Below are 25576 nucleotides of genomic sequence, written 5' to 3'. Positions count from 1 at the left end.
CCTAGCCGGGCATCAGGATGCCCTTGGCGATGGTGTTGCGCTGAATCTCGCTGGTGCCTGTCAGGATGCGCATCATTCGGCTCGCGCGGAATATCCACTCGACCGGATGGCCCTTGATCAGGCCGGCGCCGCCATGGATCTGCACCGCTCTGTCAGCGATGCGGAAGGCGGTTTCCGAGGCGTACAGCTTGCACATCGGCGCCTGCACCTTGATGTCGCCGCCGGCGTCGTTGTGCGCTGCCGTGGCGTACATCATGCTGCGCGCGGCGTACAGCTCGGTGGCCATGTCGGCGAGCATATGGTTGATCGACTGGAACATGGCGATCGGCTGGCCGAACTGCTTGCGCGTGCGCGCATAGTCCAGCGACAGGTTCAGCGCCAGGCCGGCCATGCCGAGCATGGTCGGGCAATGCAGCAGGCGATTGAGGGTGATACGCCCCATGGCCAGTTTGAAGCCGGCGCCTTCTTCGCCGATGCGGTTCGCCACCGGCACGCGCACGTCCTTGAGCAGGATGTTGCCATGCGCGCCGCCGCCGGACATCACCGAATAGTCGCTGTCGATGCTCACGCCCTCGGCGTGCAGGTCGATGAAGAACGCCGAGATGCCTTGCGGGCCGCGGCCCGGGCCGGTGACCGCGAGCAGCACGGCGAGGTCGGCATAGGGCGCGCCGGAGATGTAGCGCTTGGCGCCATTGAGCACGTAGTGCTCGCCCTCCAGGCGCGCCTCGGTGCCGATGGCGGTGGCGTCCGAGCCGGCCTCGGCCTCGGTGAGAGCGAAGCACACCGCCTTCTCGGCGCGGCAGATCGGCCCCAGGAAGGTTTCCACCTGATACTGGTTGGCGACCTTGAACAGGTGGCCGACCCGTGGTGGACCGGACAGCTCTCCGAGGATGTGCGGTGCCAGCGGCGAGCCAGTGAGCACCGCCGCTTCCTTGAGCGCGCACAGGTCGGCGACGCCCAGGCCGGCGCCGCCCAGGGCCTGCGGCAGCATGGCGTTGTAGAAACCCAGCTCGCAGGAGCGGCTCCAGATATCGCGTAGCAGCGACCTGGCCACCGGCTCGCCCCAGACGATGCCTTCGCGCTTGGCGAGCGGGTCGAGTTCGTCGCGAACGAAGGCGTTGATGCCCTCGATCAGGCGAGCGGCTTTTTCACTTGGCTTGATCATGTCCGTTTCCTCAGATGCGGCGGTCGCTGTTCTGCCAGTAGGCTTCGCGAATCAGGCGACGCACCACCTTGCCGTTGGGGTTCTTCGGCAGCTCCTTGGCGAAGTCCACCGCGCGCGGCTTCTTGAAGCTGGCCAGGCTGCGCCCGCAGTGCTCGATGATGGCCTCCGCGCTCAGGCTCTCGCCCGGCTTGAGCACCACCACGGCGCGCACGGCTTCGCCCCATTGCTCGTCGGGCACGCCGACCACGGCTGCCTCGAACACCTGGGGCAGGCTGTAGAGCACCTGTTCCACTTCGGTGGGGTAGATGTTGAAGCCGCCGGAAATGATCATTTCCTTCTTGCGGTCGACGATGAACACGTAACCACGCTCGTCCACCGTGGCCAGGTCGCCGGTGAGGTAGTAGCCGTCGCGCATCACTTCTGCGGTCAGCTCCGGCGCCTGCCAGTAGCCCTGCATGATGTCCGGGCCCTTGACCACGATTTCGCCGATTTCGCCGGGCTTCACGTCTTCGAAGTTGTCGTTGACCACCCGCAGGTCGGTCTCGAAGTAACAGCGGCCGCACGAGGCCAGGCGGCTGAAGTCGCCGTCCTCGATCAGGTGGTCCTGCTCGGTCAGCACCGTGACCAGCGAACAGGTCTCGCCCGCGCCATAGCCCTGGGCCAGGATGGGGCCGAACACTTCGATGGCGCGCTTGACCAGCGCTGGCGCCATGGGCGCTGCGCCGTACATCACCAGGCGCAGGCTGGAGAGATCGAAGCGCTCCACCTCGGGGAAGTTGACCAGGCGATTGATCATTGCCGGCACCAGGAACAGGCGGGTCACCCGTTCGCGCTCGATGGTCTCCAGCAGCAGACGGTCGTCGTAGCGCTCCAGCAGCAGGTTGCAGGCGCCTACCGCCAGCAGCGGCATGATCTGCATGCCGCTGGCGTGGGTGATGGGGCCGACATGGGCCATCACGTCGCCCGGCGCGGCGCGGCGGGTAGGGCTGGCGATGCTCTTGCGGATCAGCGCCTTGCGGTTGCCGAAGCTGAGCATGGCAGCCTTGAGTACCCCGGAACTGCCGGAGGTGTAGTGCAGCACGGCCAGGGCATCGTCGGCCGGGTCGCTGTGCACCGGCGCCTCGCTGCCGCCCGCCAGCAGCGCGCGATAGGCGATATCGCCGGCCTCGTCGTCGAGCGAGATGATCCAGCGCAGGCGCGGCGTCTCCGCACGGCGTGCCTGCAGGGCCGCGGCGAAGCGACCCTCGGTGATCACCGCCTGGCTGTGCGAGTCGTTGAGGATCTGGATGATCTCGTCCAGGGACAGGCGGGCGTTGATCGGTACCTTGACCATCGCCGCCTTGTAGAAGGCGACTTCCGCTTCGGCCAGTTCGACCCGGTTCAGGGCCAGGATGGCGATGTGGGCCTCCGGCTGCAGGCCAAGATCGAACAGACCCGAGGCCAGGCGATTGGTACGGCGTTCGAGCTGGGCGAAGGTGATGCGCTGTTTGCTGTCGACCAGTGCCTCATGGTCTGGCCAGTAACGTGCACTACGGCTGATGATTTTTCCGAGATTCAATGTGTTGTTCTCATCGGCTGGATAATGTTTGCCGATGCTAGTCAGTTAACTTTCTGCACAACTAATACAAGAGTTCGATGCAGCCCATAACGTAATGGAATGGGAATAAGTGCAGGACAGTCAGCGCCAACACTGAAGTGCGGAACAGGCTCTGAGGAACAACTTCGCTATTGATATGTGCAGGCCTTGCAAGAGGCGACGCTGATTGCGTTAGGCATCAGCCGGCAAACCGGAGCGTCGCCCTGGTCTGCCGGGCAGAGGAGGGACTTACAGCACTTCGAACAGACCGGCGGCGCCCATGCCGCCGCCTACGCACATGGTCACCACCACGTATTTCACGCCACGGCGTTTACCCTCCAGCAGGGCGTGGCCGACCATGCGCGCGCCGCTCATGCCGTAGGGATGGCCGATGGCGATGGCGCCACCGTTGACGTTGAGCCGGGTCGGATCGATGCCCAGTTTTTCGGCGCTGTACAGCACCTGGCAGGCGAAGGCTTCGTTGAGCTCCCACAGGCCGATGTCATCGACCGTCAGGCCATGCTGGCGGAGCAGCTTGGGCACGGCGAACACCGGGCCTATGCCCATCTCCTCCGGCGCCAAACCGGCCACGGCAATGCCGCGATACAGGCCCAGCGGGGCAATCCCGCGCTGGGCGGCCAGGGCTCCGCTCATCAGCACGCAGGCGCTGGCACCATCTGACAACTGGCTGGCGTTGCCGGCGGTGATGCAGCCACCCTCGATCACCGGCCTGAGAGCCTGCAGGTCGGCCAGCGCGGTCTGCGGGCGATTGCCCTCGTCGAGGCGGAGGGTGACGTCTTCGAAGCTGACCGCGCCGGTTTCCTTGTCCACCCGTTTCTTGCGTGCGCTGACCGCCACTATCTCCTCGGCGAACAGCCCGGCGTCCTGTGCCGCGGCTGTGCGCCGCTGCGATTCCAGGGCATAGGCATCCTGCGCTTCGCGGCTGATGCCATAGCGCCTGGCCACCAGCTCGGCGGTTTGCAGCATGGGCATGTAGGCATGCTCGGCCTGGCGAATGACCTGGGCGTCCGCATCCGCGCCGGCCCACTGCATATGGTGGTTCTGCACCAGGCTGATCTGCTCCTGACCGGCGCCGATGGTGACGGCCATGCCGTCGACCATGATCTGCTTGGCGGCGATGGAGATCGCCATCAGGCCGGAGGCACACTGGCGGTCGATGGTCTGCCCGCTGACCGACAGCGGCAGCCCGGCGGCCAGCAGGGACAGACGCGCCAGGTTGGTGGAGGCAGTGCCGCCCTGCATCGCGGTACCCATCACCACATCCTCGATCTCGGCAGGCTCGATACCGGCGCGTTGCACCGCGGCCTGGATGGCGATAGCGCTCATGCTGGGCGCCTTGAGGTCGTTGAAGGCACCACGGAACGCCTTGGCGATCGGTGTGCGGGCGGTGGAAACGATGACGGCATCTTGCATGATCAACTCCGGGCTGGACGGTTGGCGCGGCGGGCCTGCTAGCCGGCTCGCGGCGATGACGGGAAGCGCCGCTGTGGCGCTGCGCTCGCCGACCACCCTAGGCAACGCAGAGTTATTTGGGAAATGGCATGTCGTGATGCCAGCTATTCATCATGTGAATTCATATGTGCGAACGAGGACGCCTGCGTCGCGCAGAGCCCTTGCCCCGGTTTGTGCAGGTAGAATCCCCGCGCTATGAAACAGCGAAAAATCATCCACATCGACTGCGACTGCTTCTACGCCGCCATCGAGATGCGTGACGACCCGAGCCTGGCCAATCGTCCGCTGGCCGTCGGCGGTTCGGCGGACCGTCGCGGGGTAATCGCCACCTGCAACTATGAAGCGCGCGCCTATGGTGTGCGCTCGGCGATGTCGTCGCGGCATGCGTTGAAGCTGTGCCCGGACCTGCTGATCGTCAAACCGCGCTTCGAGGTGTACCGCTCGGTGTCGCGGGAGATTCACGGCATCTTTCGCCAGTTCACCGATCTGATCGAGCCGCTGTCGCTGGATGAGGCCTATCTGGACGTGAGCGACTCGCCGCATTTCGCCGGCAGCGCCACGCGCATCGCCCAGGAGATTCGTCGGCGCGTGGCGCAGGAGCTGCACATCACGGTGTCGGCCGGGGTGGCGCCGAACAAGTTCCTGGCCAAGATCGCCAGCGACTGGCGCAAGCCCAACGGGCTGTTCGTGATCACCCCCGATCAGGTGGACGAGTTCGTCACGGCGTTGCCGGTAAGCAAGCTGCACGGGGTCGGCAAGGTCACGGCGGACAAGCTGACGCGCTTAGGGATTCGCACCTGTCTGGATCTGCGGGAATGGAACAAGCTGGCGCTGGTGCGCGAGTTCGGCAGTTTCGGCGAACGCCTGTGGCGTCTGGCCCATGGCATCGACGAGCGCGAGGTCAAGGTCGACAGCCGCCGCCAGTCGCTGAGCGTGGAGCATACCTATGATCAGGACCTGCCCGATCTGGAAGCCTGCCTGGAGAAGCTGCCGGCGCTGCTCGAGGAGATGAACGGCCGCCTGCAGCGCCTGGATTCCAGCTACCGGCCGGACAAGCCCTTCGTCAAGGTCAAGTTTCACGACTTTACCCAGACCACACTGGAGCAAGCGGGGGCCAGCCGCGATCTGGACAGTTATCGGCAGTTGCTGGCCAGTGCCTATGCCCGTGGCGACAAGCCGGTGCGCCTGCTCGGCTTGGGGGTCAGGCTGCACGATCTGCGCGGCCGGCAGGAGCAGCTGGAGCTGTTCGCCTAGTTGCCCTTGTGGGAGGGGCTTTAGCCGCGAGGTTTTATCGCGGCTGAAGCCGCTCCTACAGGAACAGAGTGCGTCCTGTAGGGCGAGCGTCGTGTCACTCCGCCCAGAGGCGAATCGGCTTGCCGCTGGCCGGCCACAGCTGCAGTTGGCCAATGCCGTTGAAGTCCCAGCGCTGCACCTCGTCGAGCGCCGCGAGGAAGCGCTGCTCCTGTTCCATCAGCGCTGGTGCGCACATCTTGCGGGTGCTGCCGGCGGGCTCGAAGCTGAGCGCGTCGCCCTTGAGCGAATAGCCGGCGAACCAGTGGTTGCAGCCAGCATGGCCATGGGCGCGGCCGTCGGCGGCGAAGGTGACGGTCAGGTGGCTGCGGTCGATCAGCGGGCGTTCGCCGATCCATTCCACGCGGTAGCTGCGCTCGGTTTCCAGTTGCGGTGCGTCGCTGGCGCAGCCGGTCAGGGCGGCGGCGAGCAGGGCGAAGGGGAGGGTGCGATGCATGGTTTCAGGCCTCCTGGCAGTTGCGGCACAGATGCCGGCCGGCGTCGTTGCGCCAGCCCAGCTCGGCGATGCGGGCCTCGGCGGCCGGGGCTTGCGCCGCCTTGCCGAGCGCCGCATCGACGGCGAATTCGAAGTCCAGCTGCTTGCCGCAGCCGTCGCAGTTCACCTGCCAGTTGTGGATGGCCAGTTCCTTGAACTGCGGGCCCTTGCACACGGCCAGCCATTGGCCGGGCGGGTTGATCAGATGGCGGACCTTTTCCACCTCCAGGCGCATGTGCAGGTCGCGGCTGCCCTTGAGGGTGACCAGAAGCGCGTCACCTGCCTGGATCGAGCCGCCGTTGCCGGTGACCTGATAGCGGCCCGGCGCCAGGGCGCGGCATTCGGTGAGGGTGTGTTGCGGGTTGAGCAGGGAATAACGGAAATCGTGTTCGGCCATGGGTCCTCCGGATCAGCCGGCATGCTATCACGCGCCGGCCTTGACCTCATTGCGCGGGCTGCCGGCGAGCCAGGCGGCGATGTTGTCCAGCGTGGTGCGGGCGATGGCGGCCAGGGCTTCATGGGTAAGAAAGGCCTGGTGCGCGGTGATGATGACGTTGGGGAAGGTCAGCAGGCGGGCCAGGGTGTCGTCCTGCAGCGGCAGGTCGGAATGGTCTTCGAAGAACAGTTCCGATTCCTCTTCGTACACGTCCAGGCCCAGGTAGCCGAGCCGGCCGCTTTTCAGCGCGCCGATCAGCGCCGGGGTGTCGACCAGCGCGCCGCGGCCGGTATTGATCAGCATGACGCCGCGCTTCATCTGCGCCAGGCGAGTGGCATCGATCAGGTGGTAGCTGGCCTCCGTCAACGGGCAGTGCAGGCTGAGGATGTCGCTCTGGCCGATCACCTCGTCCAATGGCGCCTGGCGCGCGCCGATGGCATCGAGCCCGGCGAGCGGGAACGGATCGTAGACCAGCACCTGGCAGCCGAAGCCATGCATGATGCGGGCGAACGCCTGGCCGATCTTGCCGCCGCCTATCACCCCGACAGTCTTGCCGTGCAGGTCGAAGCCGCTCAGCCCGTGCAGCGAGAAATCCCCCTCGCGGGTGCGGTTGAAGGCCCGGTGGATGCGCCGGTTCAGCGCCAGGATCAGCGCCACGGCATGTTCGGCTACCGCATGCGGCGAATAGGCCGGCACGCGTACCACGGGTAGCTGCAGGCGTTGCGCTGCCGCGAGGTCAACATGGTTGTAGCCGGCCGAGCGCAGGGCGATCAGGCGTGTGCCGCCCGCCGCCAGACGCTCCAGCACCGGTGCCGACAGATCATCGTTGATGAAGGCGCAGACCACCTCGCAGCCGTCGGCCAGCGCGGCACTGGCCGCGGTCAGGCGCGTCTCGTGGAACTGCAGCTGCCAGTCTTGCGGGCGTGCGCTGGCGAGGAAGCTGTCGCGGTCATAGGGCTTGCTGCTGAACAGACAGATGCGCATGGCGAGTCCTCAGGCGCTCTGGGCCGTGGCTTCGGTGAGGCGGGCGATGGCTGCGTCCAGTTCGTCCAGCGCGCGCTGAGCCTCCGGGTCATCCTGCTTGAGCAGGGTTTCGCTACGTTGACAGGCGGCGCGCAGTTGCGGCACGCCGCAGTAGCGGGTCGCGCCATGCAGGCGGTGTACGCGCTCGATCAGCGCAGTGCGTTCGCCGGCATCGCGAGCCTGGCGAATGGCCTGGCGATCACCCGGCAGGCCGGCCAGCAGCATGCTCAGCATGTCGGCGGCCAGATCGGCCTTGCCGGCGGCCAGACGCAGCCCTTCCTCGGCGTCGAGCACCTTGATCTGCGAGGGCGCCGGGGCGGGCGATACGGGTTTGTGTGCGGGCTGGTTGCGCAGGCTCAGGCCGGTCCACTTGAGGATGACCTGGCACAGCTGGCGCTCGTTGATCGGTTTGGTCAGGTAGTCGTCCATGCCGCTTTGCAGCAGGGTGCGCTTCTCGTTGGCCAGTGCATGGGCGGTCAGGGCGATGATCGGCGTGGCGCTGCGGCCCTGTTCGCCTTCCCACTGGCGGATGGCCTCGGTGGCCTGACGGCCGTCCATGCCCGGCATCTGCACGTCCATGAACACCAGATCGAAACTGCCGTGCTGCACCGCTTCGATGGCGGCGAAGCCGCTGTCCACGGCCGTGACCTGGGCGCCGAGATCGTCCAGCAGGGTTTGCACCAGCAGCAGGTTGGCCGGGTTGTCGTCGACGCAGAGAATCTGCGGTCTGCGGCCGTTGACCGGCGCGCTGGGCTCGCCGGGCCCGCGCTGGGGGCAGAGCATCTCGACCAGCGCCTTGTGCAGCTTGCGCGTGCACGGCGGTTTGGCCTGCAGCTGGGTGTAGGCATCGGGCAGCGATTCGTGGAACAGCCCCAGTTCGGTGGTCGGGCACAGCACCAGGGTCTTGCAGCCAAGGCGGTCGAGGTCCCAGATGTGTTGCGCCAGCGCCTCGGGCGGCAACTGCTCGGCGGTGATGCCGAGCACTGCCAGGCTCAGCGGCCGTTCGTGCTGATGCTGCTGGCTCACGGCCTCGAGCAGTGGCTGCAGGCCGGCGAAGCTTTCCACCTCGAGACCGCAGTCTTCCAACTGGTGGGTGAGCGCCTGGCGGGCCAGTTCGTGGCTTTCCAGCACCGCCACGCGGCGGCCCTGCAGCGGCGTACGCGGCAGGTCGTCGGCATCGTCGCGGGCTTTCGGCAGGCTCAGGCTGATCCAGAATTCCGAGCCTTCGCCCGGGGTGCTGTCGACGCCGATCTCGCCGCCCATCTGTTCGATCAGGCGCTTGGAGATCACCAGGCCCAGGCCGGTGCCGCCGGCCTGGCGGCTGAGGGAATTGTCGGCCTGGCTAAAGGCCTGGAACAGCGCGCGCAGATCCTCGTCGGACAGGCCGATGCCGGTGTCCATCACGCTGATGCGCAGCTGGGCGCTGTCGACGCTCTCGTCCTCGACCATGGCGCGCATGACGATAGTGCCTTCGCGGGTGAACTTGATGGCGTTGCTGACCAGGTTGGTCAGCACCTGTTTCAGGCGCAGCGGGTCGCCGCGCAGGGCCAGTGGCGTGTCGCGGTAGATCAGGCTGATCAGCTCCAGCTGTTTCTCGTGGGCGGCGGGGGCGAGGATGGTCAGGGTGTCCTGCAGCAGGTCGCGCAGGTTGAAGGGGATGCTCTCCAGCACCAGCTTGCCGGCCTCGATCTTGGAGAAGTCGAGCACCTCGTTGATGATGCCGAGCAGGCTGTCGGCGGATTTCTCGATGGTTGCCAGATAGTCCTGCTGGCGCGGGCTGAGCTCACTCTTCTGCAGCAGGTTGGTGAAGCCGAGAATGCCGTTGAGCGGGGTGCGAATCTCGTGGCTCATGTTGGCCAGGAACTCGGACTTGATGCGGCTGGCCTCCAGGGCTTCCTTGCGCGCGAAGTCCAGCTCGATGTTCTGGATCTCGATGGTTTCGAGGTTCTGCCGCACGTCCTCGGTGGCCTGCTCGATGCTGTGCTGCAGCTCTTCCTGGGCATTCTGCAGCGCCTCGGCCATGCGGTTGATGCCGGCGGCCAGCTCGTCCATCTCATGGCTGCCCAGCGGCGGCAGGCGGGTTTCCAGATGGCCGTCCTTGAGCTGGGCCACGCCGGCCTTGATGGCACGCAGCGGCTCGTTGATGCTGCGGCCCATGCGCAGGGCCAGCAGGGCGGTGACGGCGAGACCGCCGGCGATCAGCAGCAGGCTGGCGAACAGGCTGCGGTAGCCGATCAGCAGCGTGCCCTGGTGCGATAGCTCCAGCTCCACCCAGCCGAGCAGCTGGGCGCTGCGTTCGCTGTCTGCCGAGCGGGTGGCCAGCAGGTGCTGGTCGTAGACCGGCAGCAGAAAGCGCGTGGCATCCTGGCCGCTGAGCAGGCTGATGCCCGGCTGATCGCTGGGCGCAGGGTTGAGCATGCTCGGTCCGGCGTGCGCCAATGGCGCCCGCTCGGCGGCGAGGAAGCTCACCGAACGCACGTCCGGGTGTTCCAGCGACTGCCGCGCGATGCGTTCGAGCAGTACCTTGTCCTGCTGCTGCAGGGCGGGGGCGGCCAGGGGCGCCAGGTGTTCTATCAGCATCTCGCCACGTTGCAGCAGCTGCGCCTGCAGACCGGACAATTGCACCCAGGTGAAGTAGCCACCCAGCACCAGTGCCAGCAGGCTGGTGGGTAGCAGGGTGAGCAGCAGCACGCGGCCTTTGATGCCTAGATCCTTGAACACGATTTTCCTCCTTTATGACATCTGGGCAGTGTAGCGACTCGGCGCGCCGGAATCTGTAGATGAGCGATTGTCGTTTAATAGGTAGAATTGTTCGCATCTACCTTCCCGGTTTGCACCATGATGACCCACGCCTGCCCCTCGGCCCGCATTCTCGCCGTCGAGGACGACCCCCTGCTTGCCAGTCACCTGCAATCGCACCTGGTGGCCCGCGGCTTCGATGTGACCCTCAGCCATGATGGCAGCGAGGGGTTGCGCCTGGCCGAGCGCGAAGATTTCGACCTGATCCTGATGGACATCCTGCTGCCGGGCATCAACGGTCTGGATGCCCTGCAGCAACTGCGCCGGCGCCGCAGCGTGCCAGTGTTGCTGATGTCGGCGCTGGGCGATGAGCAGAATCGCATCGCCGGTTTCAGCCAGGGCGCCGACGATTACCTGCCCAAGCCCTTCAGCCTGGGCGAGCTGAGCGTGCGGGTGGAGGCCATTTTGCGCCGCGTCGCCTACGAGCGCCGTGAGCCGCAGCCGGGCGTTGGCGACGATGCCCTGCAGTTCGACGATGGCCGCAGCGACGTCGCCTACGCCGGTCAGTGGCTCGGTCTGACGCCCAGCGAGTACCGGGTGCTGGAGCTGCTGTGGCGGCACCAGGACGAAGCGCTGAGCAAGCCCTTCCTTTACCAGCAGGCGCTGCGCCGCGCCTATGCCCAGCATGACCGCAGCCTCGACATGCATGTCAGCCACATCCGCCGCAAGCTGCAGGCGGTGGGTTACGAGGCGATGCGGGTGGACACCGTCTGGGGCAAGGGCTACATCCTGGCGCAGGCCGGCGCATGAGCCTGCCGGGTCGGCACTCGCTGCTCTGGCGCCTGGCCGGAGCGCTTGCGCTGTTCTGCCTGCTGCTGGTCAGCCTCTATGCGGATGTCGGTCGGCTGCTGGTCCAGACCGCTTCCTATCTGCCCGAGTCGACTCGGCAGGTGCTGCGCGAGCATGCGCGCGAGGCCGAGGCGGCCTGGCGCGAGGGCGGGAGCGTCGGTGTGGACACCTTTCTCGAGCAGCTGCGCGAGCGCGAGGGAATCTGGGCGGCGGTGGTCGACGAGCACAAGCACTCGCTGTCGTCGATGCCGCTTGACGAGGCGCAGCAGCAGCGCCTGGATTTCGTGCGCAGGCTGGATTTCCCGGTGGGGCGACCGGGCAGCACGCCCACCTTCTATGTGCCGTTCAGCGATGGCCAGGCGCGCCTGGTGCTGGAGCTGCCGCAGCGCCTGGATCCACGGCAGTACGTCGAGCTCTGGGAACTGCTGTTGCAGCGCCTGCTGCCGGCACTTCTGGCCGTGGCCCTGGCTGTGCTGCTCTATCGTCTGCTCATCGCTCCGCTGGCGATGCTGCGCAGGCAGGCCGCGGCGCTGAGTTCCGGCGATCTGTCGGCCAGGCTGGGTCCGCGGGTGACGCAACGCAAGGACGAGCTGGGCGAGCTGGCGCGCAGCTTCGACCATATGGCCGAGCGTCTGCAGGGCACCGTGGCCTTTCAGCGTCAGCTGCTGCGCGACCTGTCCCACGAGCTGCGCACGCCGCTGGCGCGCCTGCGCGTGGCCGGCGAGAGCGAACAGGACGTCGAGGCCCTGCGCCAGCGCCTGGCGCGTGAAGTGCTGCAAATGGAGAAACTGGTGGGCGACGCCCTCGAGCTGGTCTGGCTGGACACCGAAAGGCCCCGCCTGCCGAGCGAGGAGGTGGACGTCGCCCGGCTGTGGGACGTGCTGCGCGAGAATGCCGCGTTCGAAACCGGCTGGCCCGTCGAGCGCATGCCCTGCGACCTGCCCGCCGACTGCCGCGTGATCGGGCACCTCAACGGCCTGGCGCAAGCGCTGGAGAACATCCTGCGCAATGCCATTCGCCACTCGCCGCAGGGTGGCTCGGTACGCCTGGGCGGGCGGCGCGAGGCGGGTGATTGGCTGCTGTGGATCGAGGACCAGGGGCCGGGAGTCGCCGAGAGCGAACTGGAAGCCATCTTCCGCCCCTTCACCCGGCTCAGTGCCGCGCGGCCCGGCGGCGACGGTTTCGGCCTGGGCCTGGCGATTGCCCGCAGCATGGTGGAAACGCAGGGCGGCCGCGTATGGGCGCACAACGGCGAGCCCGGGCTGCGCGTGCATATCCAGCTACCGGCGACCTGAGCCTGCCGCGCAGCGCCGCGTTACGTTCGCCGGGATGCTGCGCTCGCGGGTTCGGCGTATCATGACGCCCCTTCGCGTCAGTCTGGATTCGAGCGACCCATGACCCTGCAATTTCCCACCATCGCCGACTGCATCGGCAACACGCCCCTGGTGCGCCTGCAGCGCCTGGGCGGCGACACCAGCAACACCCTGCTGGTCAAGCTGGAAGGCAACAACCCGGCCGGCTCGGTCAAGGACCGCCCGGCGCTGTCGATGATCAACCGCGCCGAGCTGCGCGGCGATATCCGCCCTGGCGATACCCTGATCGAAGCCACCAGCGGCAATACCGGTATCGCCCTGGCGATGGCGGCGGCGATCAAGGGCTACAAGATGATCCTGATCATGCCGGACAACTCCACCGCCGAACGCAAGTGGGCGATGACCGCCTACGGCGCCGAGCTGATCCTGGTCAGCAAGGAGGAGGGCATGGAGGGCGCGCGTGATCTGGCCGAGAAGCTGCAGGCCGAAGGGCGTGGCAAGGTGCTCGATCAGTTCGCCAATGGCGACAACCCCGAGGCGCACTACAGCGGTACCGGCCCGGAAATCTGGCGCCAGACCGGCGGGACCATCACCCACTTCATCAGCTCCATGGGCACCACCGGCACCATCATGGGCACCTCGCGCTATCTCAAGGAGCAGAACCCGGCGATCCAGATCGTCGGCCTGCAGCCGCAGGAAGGCTCGGCCATCCCCGGCATTCGTCGCTGGCCGCAGGAATACCTGCCGAAGATCTATCAGGCCGAACGGGTCGACCAGGTGATGGACATGGGCCAGGCCGAGGCCGAGCACGTCATGCGTCGTCTGGCGCGGGAAGAGGGCATCTTCTGCGGCGTGTCTTCCGGCGGCTCGGTGGCCGGCATGCTGCGCCTGTCGCAGCAGGTGGAGAACGCGGTGCTGGTGGCGATCATCTGCGATCGCGGCGACCGCTACCTGTCCACCGGCGTTTACCAAGAACCGACCCACTGATGGCCAGACGCAGCTCCAACCTGCGCTTTCAGCCCAGCGGTGGCAGTCGCGCGGCGCAGGTCCCGGTCGGCAAGAAGCAGAAGCTCGCCATCGAGCGCCTGGCCGGTGACGGTCGCGGCATCGCCTTCGAAGGCGGGCGTACCTGGTTCGTCAGCGGCGCCCTGGCTGGCGAGCAGGTCGAGGCGCGGGTGCTCGGCGCCCGCAGCCAGACCGTCGAGGCGCGCGCCGAACGCATCATCGTCGCCAGCAGCGAGCGCCGTGAGGCGCCCTGCATGCATGCCGAGCGCTGTGGCGGTTGCAACCTGCAGCACATGCCGCATGCCGATCAGCTCGCCCTGAAACAGCGCACGCTCACCGAGCAGTTGTCACGTTTGGGTGGCGTGCAGCCGGATGAATGGGCGGCGCCCTTGGTTGGCCCCGAGTTCGGCTACCGCCGCCGCGCGCGGGTTGCCGTGCGCTGGGATGCCAAGGCGCGTCAGCTACAGGTCGGTTTCCGCGCCGAAGCCAGCCAGGACATCGTCGCCATCGACGACTGCCCGGTACTGGTACAGCCCTTGCAGCCGATTTTCAGGGCATTGCCGGCGCTGTTGCGCAGCCTGGAAAAACCGCAGGCGGTCGGGCATGTGGAGCTGTTCAGCGGCACCGCCGAAGCCGTGCTGCTGCGCCATACCGCGCAACTGCCCGAGGCCGACCTGAGCCGTCTGCGCGCCTTCTGCGGCGAGCATCGCGCGCAGCTCTGGCTGCAGGGCGACGGACAGCCAGAGCCCGACGATCCGGCGGCCGAGCTGGGGTTCGAGTTGACGCGCTGGCAGCTGCGGCTGGCCTATCGCCCGGGCGATTTCGTGCAGGTCAACGGTCCGGTCAACGAGGCCATGGTCGCTCAGGCGCTAGACTGGTTGTCAGTGCAACCCGGCGAGCGGGTGCTGGACCTGTTCTGCGGCCTGGGCAATTTCGCCCTGCCGCTGGCGCGTCAGGCAGCCGAAGTGGTGGCTGTGGAAGGTGTCGAGGCGATGGTCGCGCGGGCTGCGGCCAACGCACGGAGCAACGGGCTGGACAATGCGCACTTTTTCCGTGCCGACCTGTCCAACCCGCTGGCCAATGAAACCTGGGCGCGTGGCGGTTTTGCCGCTGTGCTGCTCGATCCGCCGCGCGATGGCGCGCTGGAGGCGGTGCGCGGGATGAGTGCGTTGGGCGCCCGGCGGCTGGTCTACGTCTCCTGCAACCCGACCACCCTGGCGCGCGACGCCGCGGAGCTGGCGCAGCAGGGATACCGGCTGCGCCGTGCCGGGATTCTCGACATGTTCGCGCAGACCGCGCATGTCGAAGCCATGGCGTTGTTCGAAAAGATTTAGCGGTAAGTGGCACGTTCGGTGTCACAGGGACGTACAGGAGGTACGTTCTTTCAGTTAATCCGACCGGCTCAGAGAAGGCCGGCGACTGCTCGGTGCGACCTATGCGCACCGTAGGGAAGGTAAGACGATGGTTCAGGTAAGAGCGCATCAGCCAGTCAACGATGACGGCAGCATCAATCTCGAGGCCTGGCTGGATCATGTCGCCAGCGTCGACCCGGCGCTGGATCGTCAGGCACTGCAAGAGGCCTGCGAATTCGCCCGCGATCTGGAGCAGCAGGCCAACACCACCCAGCATCACTGGAGCGAGGGCGCCTCGACGTTCCGCGCCGGCCTCGACATCGCGGAAATCCTCGCCGACCTCAAGCTCGATCAGGATTCGCTGGTCGCGGCGGTCATCTATCGTGGCGTGCGCGAGGGCAAGATCACCCTGGCCGCGGTGCACCAGCGTTTCGGTCCGGTGGTGGCCAAGCTGATCGAAGGCGTGCTGCGCATGGCGGCGATCAGCGCCAGTATCAATCCGCGTGAATCGGTGGTGGTCGGCTCGCAGACGCAGGTAGAGAACCTGCGCAAGATGCTGGTGGCCATGGTCGACGACGTGCGCGTGGCGCTGATCAAGCTGGCCGAACGCACCTGCGCCATCCGCGCGGTCAAGGAAGCCGACGAAGAGAAACGCCAGCGTGTGGCGCGCGAGGTGTTCGACATCTATGCACCGCTGGCCCACCGCCTGGGCATCGGCCATATCAAGTGGGAGCTGGAAGACCTGTCCTTCCGCTACCTGGAGCCGGAGCAGTACAAGCAGATCGCCAAGCTGCTGCACGAGCGTCGTCTGGATCGCGAACAGTACATCAACGACGCCATGGCCCATCTGCGCCAGGAGCTGGAAGCCACCGGCATCAAGGCCGATATCAGCGGCCGGGCGAAACACATCTATTCGATCTGGCGCAAGATGCAGCGCAAGGGCCTGCAGTTCAGCCAGATCTACGACGTGCGTGCGGTGCGCGTGCTGGTGCCGGAGGTGCGTGACTGCTACACCACCCTGGGTATCGTGCACACCCTGTGGCGGCACATTCCCAAGGAGTTCGACGACTACATCGCCAACCCCAAGGAGAACGGCTACCGCTCGCTGCATACTGCCGTGCTCGGCCCGGAAGGCAAGGTGCTGGAAGTGCAGATCCGCACCCACTCCATGCACGAAGAAGCCGAACTGGGCGTGTGCGCGCACTGGCGCTACAAGGGCACCGACGTCAAGTCCGGCTCCAACCACTATGAAGAGAAGATTTCCTGGCTGCGTCAGGTTATCGAGTGGCACGAGGAGCTGGGCGATATCGGCGGTCTGGCCGAACAGCTGCGCGTGGACATCGAGCCGGATCGGGTCTACGTCTTCACCCCCGACGGCCACGCCATCGACCTGCCCAAGGGGGCCACGCCGCTGGACTTCGCCTACCGCGTGCACACCGAGATCGGTCACAACTGCCGCGGCGCCAAGATCAACGGCCGTATCGTGCCGCTGACCTACAGTCTGCAGACCGGCGAGCAGGTGGAGATCATCACCAGCAAGCAGGGCTCGCCGAGTCGCGACTGGCTCAACCCCAACCTGGGCTACGTCACCACCAGCCGCGCGCGGGCCAAGATCGTCCACTGGTTCAAGCTGCAGGACCGCGACCAGAACGTCGCTGCCGGCAAGCAGCTGCTCGAACGCGAGCTGGCGCGCCTGGCCCTGCACGGCGTGGATTTCGACAAGCTGGCCGAGAAGGCCAACCTGAAAATCGCCGAGGACCTGTTCGCGGCGCTGGGTGCCGGCGACGTGCGCCTGGCGCATGCGGTCAACCTGGCCCAGCAGCTGGTCGAACCGGAGCGCAGCAGCGAGCAGCTCGAACTGATCCCGCGCAAGGCGCAGGGCTTCAAGCCGGGCAAGCGCGGCGACATCCAGATCCAGGGTGTCGGCAACCTGTTGACGCAGATGGCCGGCTGCTGCCAGCCGCTGCCGGGAGATCCCATCGTCGGCTACATCACCCTCGGTCGTGGCGTCACCATTCATCGCCAGGATTGCCCCACCGCGCTGCAGCAGTCCGCGCGCGAGCCGGAACGGATGATCCAGGTGAGCTGGGGGCCGGTGCCGGTGCAGACCTACCCGGTGGAAATTGTCATCAAGGCGTACGACCGCTCCGGTCTGCTGCGTGACGTCACCCAGGTGCTGCTCAACGAGAAGCTCAACGTGCTGGCGGTCAACACGCGCTCGAATAAGGAGGACAACACCGCCTCCATGTCGATCACCGTGGAGATTCCCGGGCTCGATGCGCTTGGCCGTCTGCTGGCGCGTATCGGCCAGTTGCCCAATATCATCGAGGCGCGTCGCCACCGCGTGGCCTAGCAGGAAGCTTTCATGTACCAACTCGACGACCTGCTGCACCTGATGGCGCGTCTGCGCGATCCGCAACACGGCTGCCCCTGGGACCTCAAGCAAAGCTACGCCACCATCGTGCCCTACACCCTGGAGGAGGCGTATGAGGTCGCCGACGCCATCGAGCGCGGCGACTTCGAGCACCTGCCCGGCGAGCTGGGCGACCTGCTGTTTCAGGTGGTCTATTACAGCCAGCTGGCGCAGGAAGAGGGGCGTTTCGATTTCGCGCGGGTAGTCGACGGCATCACCGCCAAGCTGATCCGCCGTCACCCGCACGTATTCCCCGACGGCGACCTGTATGGCGCGCCGGATGCGGCCAGGCTGGAGGAGGCCGCGGTCAAGCAGCGCTGGGAAGAACTCAAGGCCCTGGAGCGCGCCGAAAAGGCCGCCGCCCCCGAGCAGCTGTCGCTGCTCGATGACGTACCCGCCGCATTGCCGGCGCTTTCGCGCGCGGCCAAGTTGCAAAAGCGTGCGGCCCAGGTCGGTTTCGACTGGCCCGAAGCACTGCCGGTGGTGGACAAGGTGCGCGAAGAGCTGGACGAGGTGCTCGAAGCCATGAGCGAGAACGATGCCGAGGCGGTTGCCGAGGAAATCGGCGATCTGCTGTTCGTCGTCACCAACCTGGCGCGGCACCTGAAGGTCGACCCGGAAGCCGCGCTGCGCGCTGCCAATGGCAAGTTCGAACGACGCTTTCGTTTCATCGAGCAAAGCGTGCGGGAAGCCGGGCGCAGCCTGGACGGCTGCTCGCTGGAGGAGCTGGACGCCCTGTGGGGCGAGGCCAAGAAGCTGGAGAAACAGGCGCCCGGTTGCTGAACGCCATATCCGGGAACGGCTGACTCGCCCCTCCTGACGTGCATCCCGGCTACGGCTTGGTTTTCGGGCTGGAGCCGCTGCGCCTTAGCCCTTATGCTGGGCGCCTTGGACTGGCAGCGTGAATCGTCGCTGCCGCAACAAAATCATGTTCGGGATCTTTAGCCATGGGTCTTTCCCTGCGCGACCAGCTGCTCAAAGCCGGCCTGGTCAACGAAAAACAGGCCAAGCAGGTTGGCAAGCAGCAGCAGAAGCAGAAGCGTCTGGCGCACAAGGGCCAGGCCGAACTGGACGACAGCGCACGCCAGGCTGCGCTGCAGGCGCAGGCCGAAAAGGCCGCGCGTGATCAGGAGCTCAATCGTCAGCAGCAGGAAAAGGCCGAACAGAAGGCCCGTGCGGCGCAGATCAAGCAACTGATCGAGCGCTCGCGCCTGCCCAAGCTCGACGGCGACGACTACTACAACTTCGTCGATGACAAGAAGGTCAAACGCCTGCCGGTCAACACCATGATGCGCAACAAGCTGTCCAACGGCTGGCTGGCCATCGTCCGCCATGGCGGTGGTTATGAGGTCATTCCGCGTGAAGCCGCGCTGAAGATCCAGGAGCGCGATGCCTCGCGCATCGTTCTGCTCAATACCCACGTCGAAGCGCCGGACACCGACGATCCCTACGCGGCCTATCAGATTCCCGATGATCTGATGTGGTAACGCCCTAGGGTGCGCCGTGCGCGACGCATTGCGCGCACCCTACCTCGACCTTTGGGTCAATCCAGCGGCAGCTCGGTGGTGCGTTTGACCTCGCTCATGGCGATATGCGAGTGCGCCTCCTGCACGTGCGGGCGCTGCAGCAGGTGGTCGCGTAGGAAGCGCTCGTAGTCGGCGATGTCGCGCGCCACCACCTTGAGCAGGTAGTCCGAGCCGCCGGCCATGGTGTAGCACTCCAGCACCTGCGGGTAGCCCACCACCGCCTGCTCGAACTCTTCCAGATTGCCGCGGCCATGGGCCGACAGCTTGATGTCGACGAACACCGTCATGCCCAGGCCCAGCTGCTTGGGGTTGAGCAGGGCGACCTTGCGTTCGATCAGGCCTTCCTCCTGCATGCGGTGAATCCGCCGCCAGCACGGCGATTGCGACAGCTCGACCTTTTCCGCCACCTCGGCGGCGGACAGGTCGGCGTCGTGCTGCAGCAGGCGAAGAATCTTGCGGTCGATGGGGCTCAGCTTGTCCTGCATGACTGTTTCCATTTTCTTGTGATTGTTGGAAGGATCATGCGCAGTATCAGCAATCCGGCCCGCAAATAGAAAGAAAAAAGCGGAACTCCTCGGTCATGATCTTTGCCAGTCGTCCCGTACAGCGATCCTGGCGGGGCAGAACAGGGTGGCACCTACCGTTGCCATCCCCGCTCTCCATAAGAATAAGAGGAGCACCCCATGTCACTGGCCGAGATCCGCCTGGATGACAAGTACCGTCTCGCCACCGGTCACCTCTACCTGACCGGCACCCAGGCGCTGACCCGCCTGCCCATGCTGCAGAAACAGCGTGACGCCGCCCATGGTCTGAACACCGCCTGCTTCATTTCCGGTTACCGCGGCTCGCCGCTGGGCAACCTGGACAAGAGCCTGTGGGACGCCAAGCAGTACCTCAAGGACAACCACATCCACTTCCAGCCCGGGGTCAACGAAGAGTTGGCCGCCACCGCCTGCTGGGGTAGTCAGCAGACCAGCCTGTTTCCCGGCGCGCGCTACGACGGCGTGTTCGCCATGTGGTACGGCAAAGGCCCGGGTGTGGATCGCTGCGGCGACGTGTTCAAGCACGGCAACTCGGCCGGCGTATCGCCGCATGGCGGCGTGCTGCTGCTGGCCGGCGACGACCATGGCTGCAAGTCCTCGAGCATCGCCCACCAGAGCGAGCACGCTTTTATCGCCGCCTCGATCCCGGTGCTGAACCCGGCCAACGTTCAGGAGATCCTCGACTACGGCATCATCGGCTGGGAACTGTCGCGCTACAGCGGTTGCTGGGTGGCGCTGAAGACCATCGCCGAGAACGTCGATTCCTCGGCCGTGGTGGATGTCGACCCGCTGCGGGTCGAGGTGAAGATTCCCACCGACTTCAAGCTGCCGGAAGACGGCGTGCATATCCGCTGGCCGGACCCGCCCCTGGTCCAGGAAAAGCGCCTCAACACTTACAAGATCTACGCCGCGCGCGCCTTCGCCCTGGCCAACAACCTCAACCAGATCAAGCTCGATTCGCCCAACCCGCGCCTGGGTATCATCACCACCGGCAAGTCCTACCTGGATGTACGTCAGGCGCTCAACGACCTCGGTCTGGACGAGCAGCTCTGTGCCCAGGTCGGCCTGCGCGTGCTCAAGGTCGGCATGAGCTGGCCGCTGGAGCCGGTGTCGGTGCACGAGTTCGCCGAGGGCCTGGACGAGATCCTGGTGGTGGAGGAAAAGCGCAGCATCATCGAGGACCAACTGACCGGTCAGCTGTACAACTGGCCGGTGGGCAAGCGCCCGCGAGTGGTGGGCGAGTTCGATGAGGGCGGCAATTCGCTGCTGCCGAACCTCTCCGAGCTGACCCCGGCGATGATCGCCCGGGTTATTGCCAAGCGTCTGGCGCCGATCTATTCCAGCCCGGTGATCGAGGAACGCCTGGCCTTCCTCGCCGCCAAGGAGGCGGCGCTGGCTGCGCCCAAGCACCACACCGCGCGCACCCCGCATTTCTGCTCCGGCTGCCCGCACAACAGCTCGACCAAGCTGCCGGAAGGCAGCCGCGCCCTGGGCGGCATCGGTTGCCACTACATGACCCAGTGGATGGACCGCAACACCGACACCTTCACCCAGATGGGCGGCGAGGGCGCCACCTGGATCGGCCAGGCGCCGTTCACCGACACCCCGCACGTGTTCCAGAACCTCGGCGACGGCACCTACTTCCATTCCGGCCAGCTGGCCCTGCGCGCCTCGGTCGCCGCCGGGGTCAACATCACCTACAAGATTCTCTACAACGACGCGGTGGCCATGACCGGCGGCCAGCCCATCGACGGCGAGCTGCGCATCGACCAGCTCAGCCAGCAGGTCTATGCCGAGGGGGTCAAGCGCATCGCCCTGGTCAGCGACGAGCCGGACAAGTACCCGACCCGCGCCACCTTCGCGCCCATCGTCACCTTCCACCATCGCCGCGAGCTGGACGCCGTGCAGCGTGAGCTGCGCGAGTTCAAGGGCGTGTCGGTGATCCTCTACGACCAGACCTGCGCCACCGAGAAGCGCCGCCGGCGCAAGCGCGGCAAGCTGGTCGACCCGGCCAAGCGCGCCTTTATCAACCCGGCGGTGTGCGAGGGCTGCGGCGACTGCAGCGTCAAGTCCAACTGCCTGTCGGTGCTGCCGCTGGAGACCGAGCTGGGGCGCAAGCGCGAGATCGACCAGAACGCCTGCAACAAGGATTTCAGCTGCCTGGAAGGCTTCTGCCCGAGCTTCGTCACCGTGCATGGCGGTAGTCTGCGCAAGCCGGAGGCGGTTGGCCTGGGCGCGCTCTTCATCGCCCTGCCGGAGCCGCGCCAGCCTGCGCTGGAGCGTCCGTGGAACATCCTCCTGCCCGGCGTCGGCGGCAGCGGCGTGACCACGGTCGGCGCGCTGCTGGGCATGGCCGCGCATATCGAAGGCAAGGGCTGCACGGTGCTGGATCAGGCCGGCCTGGCGCAGAAGTTCGGCCCGGTGGTCACCCATATCCGCATCGCCGCCAAACAGGACGATATCTACGCGGTGCGCATCGCCGCCGGCGAGACCGATCTGCTGCTCGGTTGCGACCTGGTGGTTTCCGCCAGCGAAGAGGCCCTGGCCAAGCTCAACGACAAGATTGCCCATGCGCTGGTCAACAGTCATGAGGCGGCCACCGCCGAGTTCACCCGCAACCCCGATGCCCAGGTGCCCGGCGCCGCCATGCGCGAGGCCATCATCGAGGCCGTCGGCGCGGCCAAGACCCAGTTCGTCGATGCCACCCGCCTGGCCACCCGCCTGCTTGGCGACAGCATCGCCACCAACCTGTTTATGCTCGGTTTCGCTTATCAGAAGGGTTTGGTTCCCGTCTCCGCCGAGGCGATCAACAAGGCCATCGAACTCAATGGCGTGGCGGTGCAGCTCAATCAGCAGGCGTTCCTCTGGGGCCGTCGCGCGGCCCACGACCTGGCCGCGGTGGAGAAGCTGGCCGCGCCCAAGGTGGTCGAGGCGCCGCGTTGCCAGAGCCTGGAGGAGATCGTCGAGGATCGTGTGCAGCGTCTGAGTGCTTACCAGAACGCCGCCTACGCCGCGCGCTACCGCGAGCTGGTCGAGCGCGTGCGCCAGGCCGACACTGACGCCGAGCAGCGCCTGAGCAAGGCCGTAGCACGCTATTACTTCAAGCTCCTGGCCTACAAGGACGAGTACGAGGTGGCGCGCCTGTATAGCGACGCCGCCTTCCGCAAGCAGCTCGAGGCGCAGTTCGAAGGCGACTACCAGCTGCAGTTCCACCTGGCGCCGAGCTGGCTGAGCAAGCCCGATCCGGTCACCGGTCAGCCGCGCAAGCGCGCCTTCGGTCCCTGGATGCTCAAGGCCTTCGGCGTGCTGGCGCGCTTCAAGTTCCTGCGCGGCACGGTGCTCGATCCGTTTGGCCACAGCGCCGAGCGCAAGCTCGAACGCGAGCTGATCGAGGAGTACGAGGCGACCGTCGCCTATCTGCTCGCCGAGCTCGATGCCGGCAACTACCGCACGGCGGTGGCGCTGGCCGAGATTCCCGAGCAGATCCGCGGCTACGGCCACGTCAAGGAAGCGGCGCTGGCCAAGGCACGCGAGCAGGCCGCGCAGCTCAAGGCGCGCATGGCCGTCAGCGAAATCGCCGCGGTGCAGCTGTTCGAACCGGCCGCCTGATCCTTCCCCCGTCACCCCTTGCCACCCCCTCCCGTCTGGGAGCGGGGCGGCCTTTTACAACAAGAAAACCGAGGTAACCGATGTCCGTCTTCACCCACGTCGACTTCGATCAGCACGAACAGGTGGTCTACGGCCACGACAAGGCCAGCGGCCTGAAAGCCATCATCGCCATCCACGACAGCACCCTCGGCCCGGCCCTGGGCGGCTGCCGCATGTGGAACTACGCCTCGGACGAGGAGGCGCTGCGCGACGTGCTGCGCCTGTCGCGCGGCATGACCTACAAGTCGGCCCTGGCGCGCCTGCCGCTGGGTGGCGGCAAGGCGGTGATCATCGGCGATCCGCACACCGGCAAGAGCGCGGCGCTGTTCCAGGCCATGGGCGATTTCGTCGACAGCCTCGGCGGGCGCTACATCACCGCGGCGGACTCCGGCACCGGCGTGGCCGAGATGCAGATCATGGCCGAACGCACCCGCCACGTGGCTGGCGCCGGCCAGCGCGAGGCCTTCGACGGCGGCAGCCGCGATGGCGACCCGTCACCGTCCACCGCCTATGGCGTGTGCATTGGCATCCAGGCGGCGGTAGCCCATCGTCTCGGTCGCCAGGATCTTTCCGGCATCCGCGTGGCCATCCAGGGCGTCGGCCAGGTCGGCTTCGGCCTGGCCAAGCTGCTCAAGGACGCCGGTGCCCAGCTGTGGGTGACCGATATCCAGGCCGCCAACGTGCAGCGCGCGGTCGCCCAGCTCGGCGCCACCGCGGTCGGCCAGCACGATATCTACGGCCTCGATGTGGACGTCTTCGCCCCCTGCGCCCTCGGCGCCATCGTCAATCCGCAGACCCTGGAGGCGCTGCGCGCGCCGATCATCGCCGGCGCCGCCAACAACCAGCTGGCCGACGCCAGCCTGGCCGAGACCCTGCGTCGCCGCGAGTGCCTGTATGCGCCGGATTACGCGATCAACGCCGGCGGCATCATCGATGTCTGCTACGAGCGCACCGGCGGCAGCGCCGCCCAGCTCAAGGCGCATATCGAAGGCATCGGCCCGACCCTGACGGAGATCTTCCAGCGCGCCGAGCGCGAGGGCGCGACCACCACCGCCATCGCCGACCGCATGGCCCGCGAGCGTCTGCAGGGCGGTCTGTGAGCCATGGATAGGCAATAACGCTGGTGGGCATGGCGCACCCTACGAGATGAGGTGCGTCGTGCGCACCAAGCGGGGTGGCCCGACCACCCCAGGCTTCTGACTTTTTCACAACAACAAGAGGGCAAGTCCCAATGAGTCAAGACAGCATCGCCACCGGCACCTTCGCCGGTGCCTCCAGCAGCGCCGGCCGAGGCCTGTGGTCGTCGCGCTGGGTGTTCTTCCTCGCCGCCACCGGCTCGGCCGTGGGCCTGGGCAATATCTGGAAGTTTCCCTATATCACCGGACAGAACGGCGGCGGCGCCTTCGTCCTGGTCTACCTGGCGTGCATCCTCGCCATCGGCATCCCGCTGCTGATGACCGAGGTGATGATCGGCCGCCGCGGTCGTGCCAATCCGGAAGGCGCCTTCGCGGCGCTGGCCAGGGAAGCACGGGCCAGTCGGCACTGGCGCTGGCTGGGTACGCTGGTGGTGCTGACCGGCTTTCTCATCCTCAGTTTCTATGCGGTGATCGCCGGTTGGGCCGTGGCCTATACACCCACGGCCATGACCGGTGGCTTCGCCGGGCTGAACGGGGAGAGCAGCGGTGCACTGTTCGGCGCCATGCTGGCCGACCCCTGGACGCTGGCCGGCTACGGCACCCTGGTGCTGGTACTGACCCTCGGCATCGTCGCCTTCGGCGTGCGCGGCGGCCTGGAGCGCTCGCTGCGTTTCCTCATGCCGGGGCTGTTCGTCCTGCTGCTGGTGCTGGTGGGCTATGCCGCCACCACCGGGCATTTCATGCAGGCGGTGCACTTTCTCTTCGACGCCGATTTCAGCAAGCTCAGCGCCGCGGGCGTGCTGGCCGCGCTTGGCCATGCCTTCTTCACCCTGAGTCTGGCCAGCGGCGCGATGATGGCCTACGGCTCCTACCTGCCGGCCGGCACCTCGATCGCCAAGACCGCGCTGATGGTCGCGCTGGCCGATACCGGCGTGGCGCTGCTGGCCGGCCTGGCGATCTTCCCGCTGGTGTTCGCCAACGGCCTGGAGCCGGGCGCAGGGCCGGGGCTGATCTTCGTCACCCTGCCGATCGCCTTCGGCCAGATGCCCCTGGGCCAACTGGTCGGCGGGCTGTTCTTCATCATGCTGGCGATCGCCGCGCTGACTTCGGCGATTTCCCTGAGCGAGCCGACCATCGCCTGGCTGACCGAGAAGTTCGGTATCAGCCGCTTCAAGGCGGTAGCGCTCAGCGGTATCGCCCTGTGGCTGCTGAGCCTGGGCACGGTGCTGTCGTTCAATGCCTGGAGCGAGGTGACTCTGCTGGGCAAGACCTTCTTCGACAGCCTGGATTTCCTCACCACCAACCTGCTGATGCCGCTGGGCGGCCTGGCCACCGTGCTGTTCGCCGGCTGGGCGCTGAGCCGCAAGACCGTGCAGCAGTCCATCGGCATCGACCAGCCGCAGCTGTTCTCGCTGTGGTGGCAGGTGCTGCGCGTGATCACCCCGCTGGGCATCCTGGTGGTGTTCCTGCACAGCCTCGGGTTGTTTTGAGTGAGGCAGCGCCCACCTCCGAGGCGGATGGGCTCGATGTGGACTCGTCGCGCTTTTGTCGCGCTGCAAGCTTGGCTGCGGCATGACAAAAGCGCGCGACGCCG

Annotated in this window: 19 protein-coding genes; 11 read left to right on the top strand and 8 right to left on the bottom strand. The window is 66.5% G+C overall.

Features of this window, described 5'->3' with window-relative positions; translation table 11 throughout:
• Window position 1 precedes the first annotated feature (1 nt).
• The 3 genes from N7333_RS02500 to N7333_RS02490 form a co-directional block, all read right to left on the bottom strand.
• Window positions 2–1165, bottom strand: a complete 1164-nt coding sequence (locus N7333_RS02500; RefSeq protein WP_096826167.1) for an acyl-CoA dehydrogenase family protein — start codon at window positions 1163–1165, stop codon at window positions 2–4.
• Window positions 1166–1175: 10 nt separating this feature from the next.
• Window positions 1176–2723, bottom strand: a complete 1548-nt coding sequence (locus N7333_RS02495; RefSeq protein WP_096826168.1) for an AMP-binding protein — start codon at window positions 2721–2723, stop codon at window positions 1176–1178.
• Between the two features lie 267 nt (window positions 2724–2990).
• Window positions 2991–4175, bottom strand: coding sequence for an acetyl-CoA C-acyltransferase (locus N7333_RS02490; protein ID WP_129482074.1), 1185 nt, complete (start codon window positions 4173–4175; stop codon window positions 2991–2993).
• Window positions 4176–4409: 234 nt separating this feature from the next.
• On the opposite strand from N7333_RS02490, the gene dinB reads away from it, so the two are divergent.
• Window positions 4410–5468 (top strand): DNA polymerase IV, encoded by a 1059-nt coding sequence (dinB, locus tag N7333_RS02485; protein WP_279858377.1) that lies wholly within the window; start codon window positions 4410–4412, stop codon window positions 5466–5468.
• Between the two features lie 94 nt (window positions 5469–5562).
• On the opposite strand, the gene N7333_RS02480 is transcribed toward dinB, so the two are convergent.
• Genes N7333_RS02480 through N7333_RS02465 form a run of 4 tightly spaced genes read right to left on the bottom strand, consistent with a single transcriptional unit; the run spans window position 5563 to window position 10180 of the window.
• Window positions 5563–5961 carry an META domain-containing protein gene (locus N7333_RS02480; protein ID WP_096826170.1) on the bottom strand — a complete coding sequence of 133 codons (399 nt, stop codon included), beginning with the start codon at window positions 5959–5961 and terminating at the stop codon, window positions 5563–5565.
• A 4-nt stretch (window positions 5962–5965) separates the two neighbouring features.
• A complete protein-coding gene (locus tag N7333_RS02475; RefSeq protein ID WP_129482148.1) occupies window positions 5966–6397 on the bottom strand; it encodes a hypothetical protein in 432 nt (143 codons plus the stop codon).
• A 27-nt stretch (window positions 6398–6424) separates the two neighbouring features.
• Window positions 6425–7420 (bottom strand): 2-hydroxyacid dehydrogenase, encoded by a 996-nt coding sequence (locus tag N7333_RS02470; protein ID WP_129482149.1) that lies wholly within the window; start codon window positions 7418–7420, stop codon window positions 6425–6427.
• Between the two features lie 9 nt (window positions 7421–7429).
• Complete coding sequence (locus N7333_RS02465; protein ID WP_279858375.1) at window positions 7430–10180, bottom strand: response regulator; 2751 nt, start codon at window positions 10178–10180, stop codon at window positions 7430–7432.
• Between the two features lie 117 nt (window positions 10181–10297).
• Between N7333_RS02465 and N7333_RS02460 the strand changes: the two genes are divergently transcribed.
• From N7333_RS02460 to N7333_RS02430, 7 genes are all read left to right on the top strand, one after another.
• Entirely contained in the window at window positions 10298–11008 is a 711-nt protein-coding gene (locus N7333_RS02460) for a response regulator transcription factor (protein WP_129482151.1), read from the top strand.
• Window positions 11005–12342 (top strand): sensor histidine kinase, encoded by a 1338-nt coding sequence (locus N7333_RS02455; protein ID WP_129482152.1) that lies wholly within the window; start codon window positions 11005–11007, stop codon window positions 12340–12342. Before N7333_RS02460 ends, N7333_RS02455 begins: the two co-directional genes overlap by 4 nt.
• Window positions 12343–12441: 99 nt before the next feature.
• Window positions 12442–13347: a cysteine synthase CysM gene (cysM, locus tag N7333_RS02450; RefSeq protein WP_012018246.1), complete on the top strand. Its 906-nt coding sequence runs from the start codon at window positions 12442–12444 to the stop codon at window positions 13345–13347.
• The gene (rlmD, locus tag N7333_RS02445) at window positions 13347–14699 is read left to right on the top strand and encodes a 23S rRNA (uracil(1939)-C(5))-methyltransferase RlmD (protein ID WP_129482153.1); all 1353 of its coding nucleotides are present in this window, start codon (window positions 13347–13349) and stop codon (window positions 14697–14699) included. Before cysM ends, rlmD begins: the two co-directional genes overlap by 1 nt.
• A gap of 127 nt (window positions 14700–14826) precedes the next feature.
• Window positions 14827–17070, top strand: a complete 2244-nt coding sequence (relA, locus tag N7333_RS02440) for a GTP diphosphokinase (protein ID WP_129482154.1) — start codon at window positions 14827–14829, stop codon at window positions 17068–17070.
• A gap of 12 nt (window positions 17071–17082) precedes the next feature.
• A complete protein-coding gene (gene mazG, locus N7333_RS02435) occupies window positions 17083–17913 on the top strand; it encodes a nucleoside triphosphate pyrophosphohydrolase (protein ID WP_129482155.1) in 831 nt (276 codons plus the stop codon).
• 164 nt (window positions 17914–18077) lie between these two features.
• Complete coding sequence (locus N7333_RS02430) at window positions 18078–18617, top strand: DUF2058 domain-containing protein (RefSeq protein WP_003247034.1); 540 nt, start codon at window positions 18078–18080, stop codon at window positions 18615–18617.
• 56 nt (window positions 18618–18673) lie between these two features.
• Here the strand turns inward: N7333_RS02430 and N7333_RS02425 are convergent, their stop codons facing one another.
• Window positions 18674–19141, bottom strand: a complete 468-nt coding sequence (locus N7333_RS02425) for an Lrp/AsnC family transcriptional regulator (protein ID WP_003247035.1) — start codon at window positions 19139–19141, stop codon at window positions 18674–18676.
• Between the two features lie 198 nt (window positions 19142–19339).
• Between N7333_RS02425 and N7333_RS02420 the strand changes: the two genes are divergently transcribed.
• From N7333_RS02420 to N7333_RS02410, 3 genes are all read left to right on the top strand, one after another.
• Window positions 19340–22807, top strand: coding sequence for an indolepyruvate ferredoxin oxidoreductase family protein (locus N7333_RS02420; RefSeq protein ID WP_129482156.1), 3468 nt, complete (start codon window positions 19340–19342; stop codon window positions 22805–22807).
• Window positions 22808–22887: 80 nt separating this feature from the next.
• Window positions 22888–23946, top strand: a complete 1059-nt coding sequence (locus N7333_RS02415; protein WP_129482157.1) for a Glu/Leu/Phe/Val dehydrogenase dimerization domain-containing protein — start codon at window positions 22888–22890, stop codon at window positions 23944–23946.
• 131 nt (window positions 23947–24077) lie between these two features.
• Window positions 24078–25472, top strand: a complete 1395-nt coding sequence (locus N7333_RS02410) for a sodium-dependent transporter (protein WP_129482158.1) — start codon at window positions 24078–24080, stop codon at window positions 25470–25472.
• Window positions 25473–25576 lie beyond the last annotated feature (104 nt).

Source organism: Pseudomonas sp. GD04158 (assembly GCF_029834875.1).
GTDB classification, from domain to species: Bacteria; Pseudomonadota; Gammaproteobacteria; order Pseudomonadales; family Pseudomonadaceae; genus Aquipseudomonas; species Aquipseudomonas hydrolytica.
The sequence above is the reverse complement of the archived record's forward strand: the minus strand, read 5'-3'. Positions and strand labels throughout refer to the sequence as shown.